This window comes from Occultella aeris (genome assembly GCF_902703175.1).
Taxonomy (GTDB): Bacteria; Actinomycetota; Actinomycetes; order Actinomycetales; family Beutenbergiaceae; genus Occultella; species Occultella aeris.
Genome location: NZ_CACRYJ010000025.1, coordinates 155,693 through 170,804, shown reverse-complemented (window position 1 = coordinate 170,804; position 15,112 = coordinate 155,693). Strand labels below are relative to the sequence as shown.

Below are 15,112 nucleotides of genomic sequence, written 5' to 3'. Positions count from 1 at the left end.
ATCACGATTGGCGGGCCGTGGTCGGGGGCCGTGGTCGGGGGTGATGGCTGGGGCGCCCGGCCTCAACCGCGCTCGGTGGCCTCCGCGAGCAGCCGCAGGGCGCGCGCCGTCATCAGGCCGAGCAGGGGGCACACGAGTGCCTCGGCCGGCCGCCACGGCGCCACCAGCCGCACGTCCTCGGTCCAGTCGACGCGGGCCGTCGCCGGCCCCAGGGCGGTGACGACGATCTCCGCGCTGCCGAGCAGCACCGGGCCGAGTTTGCGATACACCGCCCGACCGACCGGGGCGACGGCGGCGCTCTCGCCAGCGACGCCGTCGGGCCTCTCGTAGTGGGTGAGCAGCATGACGTCCCGCAGCACCCCCGCGGACGTGGCGACCACTCGGTCGCCCACGCGTGGCCGGCGCGCCGGCGCGCAGATGCGCGTCAGCGGGATCAGCCGCTCGTGGTTGGCCAGCGCCGTGACCCGGTCGAACAGGGCGGAGGCGTCCAGGCCGATCACGCGGGAGGTGACGGTGGCGGGCACGGCCCCACGGTGTCACACCGCACCGGCGTCCGCTTCGCTTCGAGGGCCGCCGGGCCGGTAGTCTTCCACCTTGGGCCCCCGTAGCTCAGGGGATAGAGCAACCGCCTCCTAAGCGGTAGGTCGCGCGTTCGAATCGCGCCGGGGGCACCAGGGTCGGCATCCGAACTCCAGGACTGTGGCACCCAGGTGGGCGCGGTCAGCGGCGGGCCAACGCCGCGGCCAGCGCCTCCATCCGTTCGCGCGTGCCGACCCAGTCTCCGAAGTGGACCGCGACCCGCATGGCCCCCGCATCCGCGTACGCGGCGACCTCATCGGCGACGTGCTCGACCGGCGTGGCACCGTCCCAGCCGAGCCGCAGCGCGGCCACGACGTCGCGCCCGGCCGCGAGGTCGGCGAGTCTGTGCGCCCGTTCGGTGAAGGCGCTCGGGGTCGCGGGGATGCCCTGCCAGATGTCGGCGTACCGCGCCGCGCGCCGCAGCGCCGCGTCGCTGTTGCCGCCGACCATGATCTGCACCCCGGCATCCGGGACCGGGGCGAACACCCCGTGCTGATAGGAGAACCGTCGGGCCTGGTACGGGGCGGTGCCTGCATCGAACAGGTGGCGCAGCAGGGCCAGCACGTCGTCGGTGATCGCGCCCCGGTCGCGGAACACGGCGCCGACGGCGTCGAACTCCCGCTCACTCCAACCGCCCCCGACGCCCAGCACGACCCGCCCCGCCGAGAGTCGGTGCAGGGTGGCGACCTGCTTGGCGAGGACGAACGGGTTGCGCAGCGGTGCGACCAGCACCGAGGTGCCCAGCCGTAGGTGCTCGGTGACGGCGGCCAGATGCCCGATCGTGACGAGCGGCTCGTACACCCCGCCGAACGTCGCGCCGTACTCATCGGGCGGCAGCACATGGTCGGGCAGCCACGCGCAGGTGTACCCGAGATCCTCGGCCGCGCGAGCCAGGTCGACGAGCGTTTCTACGGACATCGTCGGCGACTCGTCGGGCAGCACCACTTCGAGCTCCATGTCAGAGACGAACCGCACCTACGGAGGGACTATTCCAAGCCACTACCGTGGAGCCTGTGAGCACGTGGGATCCAGGTGGCGGGGTGGTGGAGCTTCCCGATGGTCGTCGGGTCCGCGGGACCGGCTGGCGCCGACCCCGCGGGGACGTGCCCGCTCCGGACTTCGCCGTCTACCTGCTGGGCCGCGATCCCCGGCTCGAGGGCTGGCCGTACCGGTGGGTCCGCTGGCGCGATTTCGGCCTGCCCGCGTCCACCGAGGACGCGATGGATGCCCTGCGCGAGGCTCACCGCCGGGCCGGCTCGGAGCGGGTCGAGGTCGCCTGCGGTGCCGGCGTCGGCCGGACCGGGACGGCTCTTGCCGCGCTCGCGATCGAAGCAGGGATCGGCGCCGAGGATGCCGTGGCCTGGGTGCGCGAGCACTACCACCCCCGCGCTGTGGAGACCCGCAGGCAGCGACGGTGGCTCACCGAGGTCGCAAGGGATCACCGGTAGCGTTCGAGCGTCGGCCTCACCGGTTCGGACGTGGCCGGCCACGGTCGCGGCCCAGCGGCACCACCGACGGGGTGCCGGAGACCGGGTCGGGTACCACCAGGCACTTGAGGCCGAAGACCGCCTCCACCATCTCGGCGGTGACGATCTCGGCCGGGGCGCCCTCGGCGACGACGGCGCCTTCCTTCATCGCGATCAGGTGCGATCCGTACCGGGCGGCGTGGTTCAGGTCATGCAGCACGGCCACGAGGGTGCGGCCGTCGTGGTGCAGGTCGGTGAACAGTTCCAGCAGTTCGATCTGATGGGTGATGTCCAGGAACGTCGTTGGCTCGTCCAGCAGCATGATGGGTGTCTGCTGGGCGAGCACCATGGCCACCCACACCCGCTGGCGCTGCCCCCCGGACAGCTCGTCGACGAGCCGGCCGGACAGATCGGTGACGCCCGTCGCTGCCATCGCGTCGAGGACGGCGTACTCGTCGGTCTCGGTCCACTGCCGGATCAGCCCCTGGTGGGGATAGCGGCCACGGGCCACCAGGTCGGCCACGGTGATCCCTTCCGGGGCGATCGACGACTGCGGCAGCAGACCCAGGCGGCGCGCGACCTCCTTCGCCCTGAACGAGGCGATGTCGGCCCCGTCGAGGATCACCTGGCCGGTGCTCGGGCGCAGCAGGCGCGACAGACCTCGCAGCAGGGTCGACTTCCCGCAGGCGTTCGGCCCGACGATCACCGTGAAGGACTCGTCCGGGATCGACACCGAGAGGGCCTCGGAGATGACGTGCCTGTCGTACCCGATCGTTACGGACTCCACCTGCAGCCTTGCACCACCGGCGACGGGTGCGGTCGTGGGCGCCGGCGTGACGCGAGGGTCGGTGATCTGGGTCATCAGCGGTCTCTCCTTCTGCCAGGACGGGTTCATGCGCGGCGCCGGATCTCGTGGACGATGAGCCAGACGAGGTACCCGCCGCCGATGATCACGGTGATGAGCCCGACCGGCAGGGTGACCGGCAGCAGATGCTGCGCGATGAGGTCGGATGCGGCGAGGAGCAGTGCTCCGGTGCACGCGGCGGGCACGAGGGTGACGCCCGGGGTGCGGGCCACCCGACGGGCGATCTGCGGTGCCGCCAACGCGACGAAGGTGATGGGTCCCGCGGCGGCGGTCACGGTTGCGGTCAACGCGACCCCGATCACGATGACCGCGAGCCGGACGGGTTCGGCGCGGGCGCCGGTGGCCATGGCGGCGTCGTCACCGAGTTCCAGCTGACGTAGCCCGGGCGCGAGGAATGCCATCGCTGCGAGGAGAACAGCGACGCCGGCACCGCCGATGGCGACGTGTTCCCAGGTGCTTCCGCTGAGGGTGCCGGCGCCCCAGACCGCGGCGCTCATAGCGACCTCCAGGTCCGCGGTGAGCATGAGCCAGGTGTTGAACGACCCCAGCACGGCACTGATCGCGATGCCGACGATGATCAGACGGAAGCCCTGCACTCCGCGACGCCACGCCAGCAGGTACACCATGGCCGCGGTCGCGATGCCACCGACCAGGGCGCCGCCGGCGACCTGCAGGTAGGAGCCACCGGTGAGAATGATCACGATCAGCGCGCCGGTGTAGGCCCCGGTGGAGAACCCGATGATGTCCGGGCTGGCCAAGGGGTTGCGGGTCAGCGACTGGAATACCGCCCCGGCCACGCCGAGCGCGGCACCGAAGACCACCGCGGCCAGCGCGCGGGGCAGCCGCCACTCGACCACCACGATCCGCGCGAATCCCGCATCCGGTGAGTCCATCAGCGCGGCCCACACCTGCGCCGGAGTGAGCGGATAGGTGCCCGAGGCCAGCGCCCAGGTGGTCACTGCCGCGGTCAGGGCCGCGAGCACCGTGACCACGACCAGCGTCCTGGCCCGCCACCGCAGTCCGAACCGGGCCCCACGCAGCACGAACGTGCGGTGCCCGAAGTCGACTCCTGCCGGCGGTCGCGTGGGAACGGCCGTGGAGGTGTCCAGGGATGGCGTGCTCATAGTCCGCTGGCCCTCCTGCGTCGGACCAGGACGATCAGGACCGGCGCCCCGACGATCGCGGTGACGATGCCGACGGGAAACTCGCCGGGGCGGTTCACGATGCGTCCGAGGATGTCGGCGGCCAGGACGAGGGACGGGGCGAGGACCATCGTGTAGGCGAGGATCCAGCGCTGGTCCGGACCCGTGAGCCAGCGGGCGATGTGCGGGATCATGAGCCCGACGAAGCCGATCGGCCCCGCGATCGCGGTGGCCCCGCCGGCCAGCAGCGTCACCGCCACGATCACGATGATCCGGGTGCGCGTGACGTTGGCGCCCAGTGATCTGGCCAGATCGTCTCCGAGGGCGATCGCATTGAGCGCCGTCGCCGCGACGACCGACAGCACCACCCCGATCCCCAGGAACGGCAGCACCGGCAACAGGATGTCCCAACCGCGCCCGACGATGCTGCCGGCGTTCCAGGTGCGCATCCGGTCGAACGCCTGGGGATCCAACAGCACCATCGCGGTCACGATCCCACCCAGCACGGCCCCGAGTGCCACCCCGGCGAGCGTCAGTTGAACCGGATCGGCACCGCCGCGCCCGGCCGATCCGATGACGTACACGGCGACCGTGACGATCAGCGCCCCGGCGAACGCAAACCACACGTACCCGCTGATGGAGCTGACGCCGAACACCGCGACGCCGAGCGCGACCGCGAACGACGCACCGGCGTTGACCCCGAGGATCCCTGGGTCCGCGAGCGGATTGCGAGTCAGGGCCTGGATCAGCGCACCGGCAACCCCGAGCGCGATGCCGACGCACAGCCCGGTGACCGTGCGCGGGATCCGCATGTCCCAGACCACGTAGGCATCGCCCTGGCCGGTGTGGTCGGCCAGGGCGGCCAGGACCACAGTGAGCGGGATGTTCTTCGATCCCACGGCCACGCTCACCAGAGCCAGGACCACCAGCACGGCGACCGCCACGAGCAGACCCAGGAACCGACGCGAGTTCGAACTCGCCACCGGTCGCCGCTCGACCGGGGCGCCGTTCGCGCCAGGTCCGGGCGCTGTCGGCGCATGTGTGCCGGAGACCATCACATCCCACTCTCGTCGTTGACTACTGGCCGCCGGCGTTCAGCTCGGAGGCTTCGAGCAACGGCAGGATCCGCTCCAGGAGCCAGCTCAGGCTCGCGGGGCCCGGTCCCACCCCGGCGTCGATGACCGACCTGTCGATGAAGAACAGGTTCGCCCCCTCCACGGAGGGCAACGCCGCATAGCGCGGGTCGGCCTCCAGCGAGGCGCGGTCCTCCTCGGAGTAGGTGATCATGAAGGCGAGGTCGCCGTCGAACTGATCGAGGTTCTCCAGGGAGAGGGTCTCGAACGCGCTACCGGCCCCTGGCTGATTCTCGGCCGGCGTCAGGCCGAGGTCCTGGATCCAGCTGAACGCGGTCATCAGGCGCAGACTGCCGTCCCAGTAGTCGGCGATGCTCAGGGTGCTGCCCTGTAGCCCGGTCAACCGGTCACGGGCGGCGGTGAACTCATCCTCGACGGCGGCGATCGCCTGCGTGGCTTCCTCGGACTTCCCGGTGAGGTTGCCGAGGGCGCTCAGCGTGTCGGTCCACTCCCAGCCCGCGGAGGAGGAGGGGACCACGTAGGTGGGAGCGATCGCGGAGAGCTGTTCGTACTGCTGCTCCTCGATGTAGTACGGCGTCCCGATGATGAGATCGGGCTCGTGCAGGGCGATGGCCTCCGGGTCGGCCTTGTACTCGGCTGTGACCAGGGTGGCATCGAACTGCCCGGTGTAAAGGCCGGTGACCCAGGGGTAGGCAGCGAGCATCGCCTCCTCGTCCGGGTCCCCGTACCCGGAGAAGGCCACGGGCTGCACGTCGATCGAGTGCAGCAGATCGATGATGTCGGTGCCGATCACGACGATGCGCTCGGGCTCCTGGTCGACGGTGACCTCGCCGTGCGCGCTGTCGACGGTGACCGGATAACCCTCCGACCCGGATCCCGAGGGGTCGGCGCCGGCGGGCTCATCACTGCTGCCGCAGCCGGCCAGGAACAGGGTCGCGCCGAGGGACGCGGCGACGACCGTCGCGGTCCTGCGCCGCCGTATGGACGTGTTCATGAGAGTTCCTTTCGAGGGGGTTCGGCCACGGCTACGTCAGCCGTTGCCCAGGGGGTGAGCTCGTGGAGGGGGGTGCCCCAGCCGATGGTGTGCACCGCGGTGATGGTCAGCCCTGCACTTTCGATCACCGAGCGCAGTTCCGGCGGGGTGCGAAGCCCGGTGCCGTCGCGGGTGAGGGCGAGGAGATCGTGCTCGGCGTGGTGCTCGTCGAGCGCCTCGTCCTCGAAGAGGTCCTCCAGCAGGAGCACCCGGCCGCCGGGGGCGAGGTTCGTCGCGGTGCGTCGCAGGGCGTGTGCGGCGTCGGCGTCCGGATGGGCCGCGAGCGCGTTGACGATCAGGACGGCATCCGCAACCGGCGCCTCCTCGAAGATGGACTGCTCGACGACGGTGATCCGGGCGCGCCGGTCCGGGTCCGGGATCGACCGGGGGAGGTCGTGTCGGAGCCAGTGCGCCTGTGCGGGCAGCGCGCAGATAGTGACGCGCAGGTCCGGGCGGGCGGTGAGCACCTGCTGCGCCTGCTCGCTCGCGCCGGCCGAGTGGATGACCACATGCTCGATGTCGTCCAGGGCCGGTGAGGTCGCGATGGCGGCCGCGAGCATGCTCGCGTCGTCCGCTGCCTCCTCGAGGTACCTGTCCTCGTACCACTGCTCTGTGCGGAGCGCGGCGAAGGTCTGTCCGGTCACCGAGGCGTAGGCGGCGCTGCCGGTCCGTACCGACTCGGCCAGACCGGCGATGCCGGCCTCCATGCGAGCGTGTGCACCGTCTGGCGCGAGGACACGGCTCCAGTAGTCGTCCGCCAGATACTCACCGACCTCGGTCAGCGCGTAGTGGCCAGGAGCGGTAGTGGTCAGGACGTCGATCGCGTGCAGGTACCGCAGGACCTTTCCCAGCGCCCGCGCGTCGCTTCCCGATGCGGCGGCGAGGGCAGCGGGAGTTGTCACACCTTGCGCGATCAGCTCGCCGAGTCCCAGACCCGCAGCGGCGCGGATGGCGATCGGAGGGACGATCTCGATCAGGTCATGGAAGCGCTCGTCCGCCGCCGAGCTCTTCTCGGGATCGGGCAATGCCGCGTCCTCGGCCAACGGGACCACGGTGCTTCGCTTCCAGTAGCCGGTGAACTCGATCTCGGTCTTCGGTAGTTGCCGCTCTCCGACCAGGTGGCGGCGCAGGTCCCGGACAACGGCCTGCTCACCCGCGATCCATGCGAACGGCCGTCCGTCGGGCCACCGGCTGGAGCGGACAGCATCCAGGAGCAAAGTGGTGGCGCCGGCTTCGGCCCCCTCCCGGGCGAGCCACGTCACCTCCACACCGGGCAGGTCCCGCAACGGCTGCCGGTGCCCATCCTCGGCGATCTCGATGAACACCTGGGCACGCGTGTCCACATGGAGTTCGTCGAGGAGCCGTCCGATGGCCGGGAGGGCGGTCTCGTCCCCCGCCACCAGGAGCCAGTCGGCGTCGTGGGGCAGGGCGTGCGAGAGGAGCGGGCCGAAGAGGTGGATCCGGTCGCCGGGTTCGGCACGCTCGGCCCAGGTGGTCGCGATCCCGGTGCCGTGCTTGGCGAAGTCGACGTCCAACTCACCGCTGCGCGGATCCCAGCGTCGGACCGTGTAGGCCCTGCTCAGCACCCTGCCTTCATCGGGCGGCCGCACGCTGCCCTCGATCTGCACCGGTAGGAGTGGCCGGCTCTGCCCAGGGTGCGCGAAGACCAGGCGGATCTCGTCGTCGAACCCATCGGTGCGGAATGCGGGCTGGTCAAGGCCGTTCGCCGACGTGAATGCCCCCAGCTCCGGCCCGCCCAGCGTCACCCGTCGCATCCCCGGGGTCAGGTCGGCCGCCCGCACCACGTGCACCTCGCGCAGGCTGATGGGATGCATGGTGGTGCCGCGCGACGTTTTCGGCATGGCTGTGCGGCCCTTCTTCGTGGTGGTGGATGTGGGCGCGAGGGAACCAAGGCCGCAGACCAGGTTAGGTGAGCCTACCCTTCAGGAGGGTGCGTAGACTCCCATGTTGTTATCAGTGACGCCCGATGCCCGGATGGACGATGATCGCCACGGTTCCGCCTCTTATCCCTGCGTGCCGAAAGGGTGAGCCGTGGGATGCGCGGGAGCACCTGATGATGTGGGTCCACACCGGCCAGGCACACGTGCGGCTGGCGGACGGGCAGGAGCACCGGGTCGAGTCAGGTACCGGCATCTGGCTTCCGCCGGGCTCCGACCATGACATGTGGACGGAGCCTGGTTCCCTGGCCTTCCCCACCTGGGTCTCGCCCACTGACGTCCCCGGAGCGCCCGCCCGGGCCACCCGCTTCACGGTCAGCGACAGCCGGCGGAACTGGCTGATCGCCCAGTACGCGTACGCCCTCACGCGGTCCTCGCCGAGCATCGGCCGGCAGGTGTCTCCCGGTGATCTCGTCACGCTGCTCGACCACACCCAGCCACGCCTCCAGGGCCGTGACGGCGCGGTGGAGCCGGGCCGCTACCCGCCGATGCCGCGATCGGCCACGGCCCGGAAGGTGGCGCGCGAAATCCTGCGGGACCCGGCGCTCGACCAGACGGTCGCCGAGTGGGCAGCGCTGGCCTCGTGCAGCCCGAACACGCTGCGCCGGGACTTCCTCGGTCAGACCGGCATGACCTTCGCGCAGTGGCGGACGCTGTGCCGACTGGCTGCGGCCTGCGAGCTCCTGGCCGCCGGTTACGACGTCGGTATGGTCGCCGCGCGCGCCGGATTCGCCACCCGGAACGGGTTCACCCGGGCCTTTCGTGAGCACCACGGCATGACGCCTCGTGACTTTGCGGCGACGGCCCCGCACCCGGATGATCCTCGTGGGCAGCGGCGTGTCGTGGCGGACCGCCGGACAGGAGCGACTCCGCACCTGCGCACCGGTGCGCCGGCTTCGTCGCAGAGCGTGCACGCCACCCGGATCGAGCCAACGGTCATCGAGTACAACGTGCTCTCCTGGATCTACCGGGGCGAGGGCTGGGCGCGGGTGGGCGAGACGACCTACCCCCGTCGGGGCGGAGAGGCCATCTGGCTGCCGGCCGGGCAGGAGAACGAGACGGGGGTGCCCGAGGGGGCCGTCGAGCTGCCCATCAGCGTGCTGGACCCCGACGATGCTCGGATCACCGAGCCGCTGCGCGCTCGGTTCCCACCATCCTGGGAGACCTATCTGCTCTGGTGCTCCGTCAGCACGAACACGCTCCTGCGCCCCGAGGGATACGACCCCCGGCACATTCTCGACGTCTTCAGTGAGCAGGTTGCGCTCGAGCGTGCCCGCACCGTGCCGATGCCGAGGAGCCCACGAGCTCGAGAGTCGGCGATCGACTACCTGCGCCGGATCGGCTCCACCATCGGCAGCAGTGCCCTCGATGTCCCACGGGACGTCCACGGCGCCTTCCGCCGCGAGACCGGGATGTCCTTCGCGAGGTGGCGACAGGCGGCTCGGATGCGCCTCGCCCGCAACCTCCTCGCCGGGGGGACCCGCCCGGGCGCCGTCGCAAGCCGGGTCGGCTACACCCACGCGTCCAACTTCAGCCGGGCCTTCAACCAGTTCCACGGACTCTCACCACGCGAGTACCAGGAACAGGAACTGGACGCGCCGCATCCACCGATGGGTTGATGCCCTGGTGGTCGCGATGGCCATACCTGACGCGCCGGGAGTGAGTGCCAGTACCGCTGTTCCGAGACCGGAGGGGGACCGATGATCGCGATCAAGCGGGTGTACGAGGACCGTACCCCCGACGAGGGCTACGGGATCCTCGTGGACCGGATCTGGCCACGCGGCGTGCACAAGGGCCGCATCGACGTGTGGTTGAAGGACGCCGGACCGAGCAACGAGTTGCGCACCTGGTTCGGGCACGAGCCGCCGAAGTTCGAGGAGTTCGCCCGCCGCTACCGCGACGAGCTCGACGCCAACGCCGCCGTGGCGACGCTCCGGGATCTCCTCGGCACCCACGGCGACATCACCCTGCTCTACGGCGCGAAGGACACCGAACACAACCAGGCGGTGGTCCTCAAGAGCTACCTCGAGGACTGATCCGGGCCGGAGTTTGCATTCGGAGCATCTGCGGGCCACACTCTTCCTCGGCGGTGTGCGTCGCCTGCCCCCTGCGTGGCGCACACCGTCCTTCCATGTCCGGAGCCGGTATCGGCCCGGCCGCCGCCGATCGGCGCGGATCGTGGCCGTGATCGCACCGTTGCACGCCCCACCTCGGCGGGTCAGAGTGCTATCCGGGCCAGGAGTTCGTTAGCGTGGTCGGGTGACCCCGCCCGTTCGATTCCCGCTGCCAGGCGGCCGCAAGGCCGCCCCGGCACCGCAGCCTCCCGACGAGGAGACCGCTCCGGAACCGACCGCCCGGGAGCGCACGGTCGCGGAGGCCACGGCGCAGTGGCGCAACCGGCTCGCCGACCTCGCCGGGGGCAGCGCCCTCTGGGACGTGGACGCGCTCGGTGACGCGCTCGTCGATCTGACCGCAGCCCACCCCAGCGGCATCGCGCAACTCTTCGCGGGCCGCTCGACCCGGCTGTCCAACCTGGTCCGGGAGGGCTCCGCGCTCACCCAGGCTCGGCGGCGGGCCCGCGTCATGGGGGCCCGGACCGAGGAACTCGCCCAGCGCTACGGGGTGGCCCCCACCTACGTCGCCGTGGGCGTGGCCACCTGGCGCACGGAGTCGCCCGGCGAGGCCGCGCGCGAGCCGTACCCGGCGACCCCGCCGACCGGCACCGAGATCTCCGGTGCCAGGTCCGCTGCGCCCGCTACGGACGACGGCCCGACGGCGGAGCCTGCGCCGGGCGCGACGGCGGAGGTCGAGCTGGCCGCTGACGCGGGCACCGTGCCCGCGCTGGGCGCGGACGATGCCACACCGGCGTCGGGCGTGATCGCGCCGACCACCCGCCTCGTGCACGCACCCGTGCTGCTCCGCCCGGTGCGCCTGACCGGGCACGGGACGGAGGCGGAGATCGACCTCGAACTCGACCCCGCCGTCGAGGTCAACTCGGTGCTGGTGCGCGAACTGCGCGCGCACGGGGTCGACGTGGACCCGGCCGAGGTGGCGCGGTCCACGATGGGCGCGCACGGCTTCTCACCGAGCCCGGCCCTGGCCACGATCGAGGAGCTCGGCCGGGCCCTGCCCGAGTTCCGGATCGACGCGCGGATCATCGTCGGCGCGTTCGTGCACCCGGGCCAGGCGCTCGCGGACGACCTCGACGCCCAGCAGGCCGGCCTCGCCGAGCACGAGGTGGTGGCCGCGCTCGCGGGGGACGGCGCAGCCCGCGCCGCCTTGCGGTCGACCGTTCCCGCCGCCGAGCCGGAGGACCGGGACCCCACGACCGAGCGCGGTGTCGGGGACCTGGACGCGGGCCAGCACCGGGTGCTGGACGCGGTGCGCGCCGGCGGCCACGTCCTCGTCGACGCCCCGCCCGGGGTTGATGTGCCGGCCACCGTCACCGCGGTGGTGGCCCAGGCGGCTGCCGAGGGCCAACGCGTGCTGTACGTGCCCGGCACCCGTCGGGCCGCACGTGCCCTGCTCGACGCGATGCGCGCCGTCGGCGTCGCCGACCTCGCTCTCGACCTGAGCAACGATCCGAGCTGGAACACCACCGCGGCCCGCCGCCTCGTGGACGGGTTGAACCCGGCCGACCCGGAGGTGGACCCCGCCGCCGTCGCCGCGCAGCGCCAGGACCTGGTGGCCGCCCGGAAGCGGCTCTCGGGGTACATCAACGCCCTGCACACCCCGCGTCCGCCGTGGTCGGCGAGCGCCTACCAGGCGCTACAGGCACTGGCCGAACTGACCGCGGCCAGGCCCGGACCGCGCACCCAGGTGCGTCTGGCCGGTACCGCGGTGCGGACCATGGACTCCGACGAGCGCACCCGCGCCCGGGAGGAACTCGCCCGCGCCGGTGCCCTCGGCGCGTTCCAGCTCCGAGCCTCGGACACGCCCTGGTTCGGTGCCGAGCTGACCAGCGCCGACCACGCCAAGGCCACCCTCGAGGATGTTCGAGCCCTCAACGAGGTGCTGCCGACGATGCGCGAGCAGGTCGCAGCGGCATCGGCGCAGACCGGCCTCGACGAGGCGCAGAGCCTCGGCCAGTGGACCGAGCAGCTGATCCTGCTCGACGGCATCCAGTCCTCACTGGACGTGTTCACCCCGCAGGTGTTCGAACGGTCCGCCACGGACATGGTTGCCGCGACCGGCACCCGGGCGTGGCGGGCCCAGCATCAGGTGGACCTGTCCTGGGGTGCCCGGCGCCGGCTGCGCAAGCAGGCCAAGGATCTGCTCCGCCCCGGTGTCACCGTCGGTGACCTGCACGCGGAACTGGTCGAGGTGGCCGCGCGCCGGGACGTGTGGCGTCGGCACTGCGCGGGCGGCGGCTGGCCGCGCGTGCCCGAGCAGATGACGGCGATCGGACGGACCGCGCAGGAGGTCACCGACCTCGTCGACCGGCTCTCCCCGGTTCTGGCCTCCACGCTCGGCGGCCGCAGCCTCGACGAGGTCCCCCTGGCCGAGCTCGCCACCCGCCTCGAGCGGCTCGGTGCCGACGACGCGGCGGCCCGCCAGATGCCCGAGCGGGCTGCCGTGCTCGCCAAGCTCAACGGCCTCGGCCTGGCGCCACTGGTGGCGGACCTGAGCCAGCGTCGGGTGCCGACGAGCCTGGTGGGTGCCGAGTTCGATCTTGCCTGGTGGTCGAGCGTGCTGGAGGAGATGCTCGCCGAGGACCCGGCCATGGCCGGCCTCGAGGCCGAGTCCCTGGACGAGGCCGCGGATCGGCTCCGGGAGCTGGACGAGGGCCAGACCGCGAGCCTGGTGGCGCCGGTCCTGGCCGGATCGGCCGCGCGAGTGCGGGCAGCGATCGCGGCTGACCGTCCACGGGCTCAGGAGTTCTACCGCGAGGTGATGCGGGGCACCACGGACCTCAAGGTGCTGCTGGCCAAGTTCGGCGACGTCGCGTGGGCCCCGCGGCCGGTGTGGATCGTCCCGCCGATGGTGGTGCCACAGGTGCTCCCGCCCGGCCGGGACGTCGACCTGCTCGTGCTCGATGCCGTGCAGCACCTGCCGGTCGAGCAGGCCATCTCGGCCATCGCCCGGGCCCGGCAGGTCGTCGTCTTCGGCGACACCCGCCGAGGCGGCACCGGGACGGTGCGGGCACTGGACCTCCTCCCGCGGGCAATCCTGCCCGGGGACCGGGTGGACCAGGACACCGACATTGCCGCGTTCCTCGCCCGGCACGGTTACGCGGACATCATCAGGCCGGTGCCGGCGCCGCCGCACAGCCCTCGGATCACCCTCGACCTGGTGGACGGGACCGGGATGCCGGCTCCCGGTTCGGATGTGGTCGAGAGCGTGCAGGCCGAGGTGGACCGGGTCGTCGACCTCGTCATCGACCACGCGCTCACCCGGCCGGAGCAGTCGCTGGCCGTGATCGCGTTGAACAGCCGGCACGCGGACCGGGTCCGTGAGGCCGTGCTCTCCACGGCTGCCGGCAGCGCCGCGATGTCCTCGTTCTTCGACCAGTCCGGCACGGACGCGTTCACCGTCGTCGACGTCGAGTCGGTCGCCGGGCTGCGCCGGGACGCGATCATCCTCAGCCTCGGCTACGGCAAGACGCCGCACGGCCGGGTCCTGCACCGGTTCGGGGCGATCTCCGGGCCGGACGGTGCCGAGTACCTCGTCGACTCGCTGGACGCCGTGCGGCACCGGCTCACCGTCGTCAGCTGCCTCGCCCCGGAGGATCTCGACCCCGAGCGGCTCCGCTCCGAGGGTGCCCGGATGCTCAAGGACGTCCTCGGTCTCGCCGCGAGCGGTCACGCCGAACTCGACGAGGACACCGACGATCACGTACCCGACCGGCTGCTCGTGGATCTCGCCGAGCGGCTCTGGCGGCTCGGGCTCACCGTGGTGCCGCGCTACGGGGTTCCAGGGGGAGTCCGCATCCCGCTGGCCATCGGTCACCCGGACCTGCCGGGGGAGCTGTTGGTCGCCGTGCTCACCGACGACCCGGAGTACGTGGCCGAGCCGAGTCTGCGACGGCGGGACCGGCACTGGGTGCACCGCCTCGCGAACCGCGGGTGGCGGGTCCGGATGGTGTTCTCCACGGCCGTGTTCATGGACCCGCAGGGTGAGGCCGAGCGGATCGCGGCCGACGTCCACGCGGTGCTGACGGAGCGGAACGTGACTGTCACCCGGCCGGGTTCGGGCGCCCCTCCTGCCGAGCTCAGGGATGACGACGACGCCGCCACCGAGGGGGACCCGGCCCGGCCCACGACATCCGCCCGCGGCCTGGCGATGGTCGGTGCGCAGCCGTCCCGGCCGGCCGGCAGGGCGCCGATCGCCGGCCTGCGCGGGGACCGTCCCGACGTCACGCCCGGCCAACCGTTGAGCCGTTACGGCGACGACGAGCTCGATGCCCTGGTGTCCTGGATCGGCTCCGACTCCGTGCCCCGGTCCACCGACGAGCTGCGCGAGGAACTGCGCGCCGAGCTCGGCATCGCCAGGCGCGGCACGCACGTGGACGCCGTCCTCGGGGCGGCGGTGCGCCGCTCGGGGCTCGCCACCACGACCAGCCCGGCGGCTGCGGCGACTGACGCGCAGACGGCGACCACTGAGGCTGACGCAGACCCGGACGACGACGGCAGCTCGGGCGTCACCGGGGCTGACGCGGGCACGGGCGTCACGGATGACGCGGAGCCAGACTCCACGGAGTCCGACGGCGCGACCGCGGAGCCGGGGTCGATCGGCGACGCCGACGACGCGACTCGCCCGTCCGGTCGGTCCGAGCCGACGATCCCGAACCGGGCCTGGGAGGACGACGACCGCGCCTGGGGCGACGGCGCGTCCGACTCCGACGACGACCGGCTCCGACGCGATGTCCCTCCGCACTGGTCCTGACGCCCTGATCCCTCCGACACGCCCGGACCCGTCGTTTATGGAGCGGTCAAGGTGCGGGGCATCAGGAGTGACTACCTTGGTCCCCGCACA

Annotated in this window: 11 protein-coding genes and 1 tRNA gene; 5 read left to right on the top strand and 7 right to left on the bottom strand. The window is 72.0% G+C overall.

The features are described from left to right. Positions 1 to 62: 62 nt before the first annotated feature. A complete protein-coding gene (locus HALOF300_RS09570) occupies positions 63 to 524 on the bottom strand; it encodes a hypothetical protein (protein WP_156740722.1) in 462 nt (153 codons plus the stop codon). Between the two features lie 74 nt (positions 525 to 598). Here HALOF300_RS09570 and HALOF300_RS09565 point away from each other — a divergent pair. After that, positions 599 to 674, top strand: a tRNA-Arg gene (locus HALOF300_RS09565). 46 nt (positions 675 to 720) lie between these two features. Here HALOF300_RS09565 and HALOF300_RS09560 read toward each other — a convergent pair. After that, on the bottom strand, positions 721 to 1,536 hold the full coding sequence (locus tag HALOF300_RS09560) for a TIGR03619 family F420-dependent LLM class oxidoreductase (RefSeq protein ID WP_156740721.1): 816 nt from the start codon (positions 1,534 to 1,536) through the stop codon (positions 721 to 723). 56 nt (positions 1,537 to 1,592) lie between these two features. Here HALOF300_RS09560 and HALOF300_RS09555 point away from each other — a divergent pair, with 56 nt between their 5' ends. Further along, complete coding sequence (locus tag HALOF300_RS09555) at positions 1,593 to 2,027, top strand: protein-tyrosine phosphatase family protein (RefSeq protein ID WP_156740720.1); 435 nt, start codon at positions 1,593 to 1,595, stop codon at positions 2,025 to 2,027. A 16-nt stretch (positions 2,028 to 2,043) separates the two neighbouring features. Here the strand turns inward: HALOF300_RS09555 and HALOF300_RS09550 are convergent, their stop codons facing one another. From HALOF300_RS09550 to HALOF300_RS09530, 5 genes are read right to left on the bottom strand one after another with little or no spacing between them, the layout of a single operon-like run. Next, complete coding sequence (locus tag HALOF300_RS09550; protein ID WP_156740719.1) at positions 2,044 to 2,907, bottom strand: ABC transporter ATP-binding protein; 864 nt, start codon at positions 2,905 to 2,907, stop codon at positions 2,044 to 2,046. Positions 2,908 to 2,936: 29 nt separating this feature from the next. Continuing rightward, positions 2,937 to 4,034, bottom strand: coding sequence for a FecCD family ABC transporter permease (locus tag HALOF300_RS09545; protein WP_156740718.1), 1,098 nt, complete (start codon positions 4,032 to 4,034; stop codon positions 2,937 to 2,939). After that, positions 4,031 to 5,107 (bottom strand): FecCD family ABC transporter permease, encoded by a 1,077-nt coding sequence (locus HALOF300_RS09540; RefSeq protein WP_197522437.1) that lies wholly within the window; start codon positions 5,105 to 5,107, stop codon positions 4,031 to 4,033. Before HALOF300_RS09540 ends, HALOF300_RS09545 begins: the two co-directional genes overlap by 4 nt. 22 nt (positions 5,108 to 5,129) lie before the next feature. Continuing rightward, positions 5,130 to 6,140: an iron-siderophore ABC transporter substrate-binding protein gene (locus HALOF300_RS09535; RefSeq protein WP_156740717.1), complete on the bottom strand. Its 1,011-nt coding sequence runs from the start codon at positions 6,138 to 6,140 to the stop codon at positions 5,130 to 5,132. Then, positions 6,137 to 8,014, bottom strand: coding sequence for a siderophore-interacting protein (locus HALOF300_RS09530; protein ID WP_231955185.1), 1,878 nt, complete (start codon positions 8,012 to 8,014; stop codon positions 6,137 to 6,139). The genes HALOF300_RS09535 and HALOF300_RS09530 overlap by 4 nt, the downstream gene beginning before the upstream one ends. Positions 8,015 to 8,253: 239 nt before the next feature. Between HALOF300_RS09530 and HALOF300_RS09525 the strand changes: the two genes are divergently transcribed. The 3 genes from HALOF300_RS09525 (at position 8,254) to HALOF300_RS09515 (ending at position 15,022) form a co-directional block, all read left to right on the top strand. Continuing rightward, positions 8,254 to 9,756: a helix-turn-helix transcriptional regulator gene (locus tag HALOF300_RS09525; RefSeq protein ID WP_197522436.1), complete on the top strand. Its 1,503-nt coding sequence runs from the start codon at positions 8,254 to 8,256 to the stop codon at positions 9,754 to 9,756. An 81-nt stretch (positions 9,757 to 9,837) separates the two neighbouring features. Next, the gene (locus HALOF300_RS09520; RefSeq protein ID WP_156740714.1) at positions 9,838 to 10,173 is read left to right on the top strand and encodes a DUF488 domain-containing protein; all 336 of its coding nucleotides are present in this window, start codon (positions 9,838 to 9,840) and stop codon (positions 10,171 to 10,173) included. 223 nt (positions 10,174 to 10,396) lie between these two features. Continuing rightward, positions 10,397 to 15,022, top strand: a complete 4,626-nt coding sequence (locus HALOF300_RS09515) for a hypothetical protein (RefSeq protein WP_156740713.1) — start codon at positions 10,397 to 10,399, stop codon at positions 15,020 to 15,022. The last annotated feature ends 90 nt before the right edge of the window (positions 15,023 to 15,112 follow it).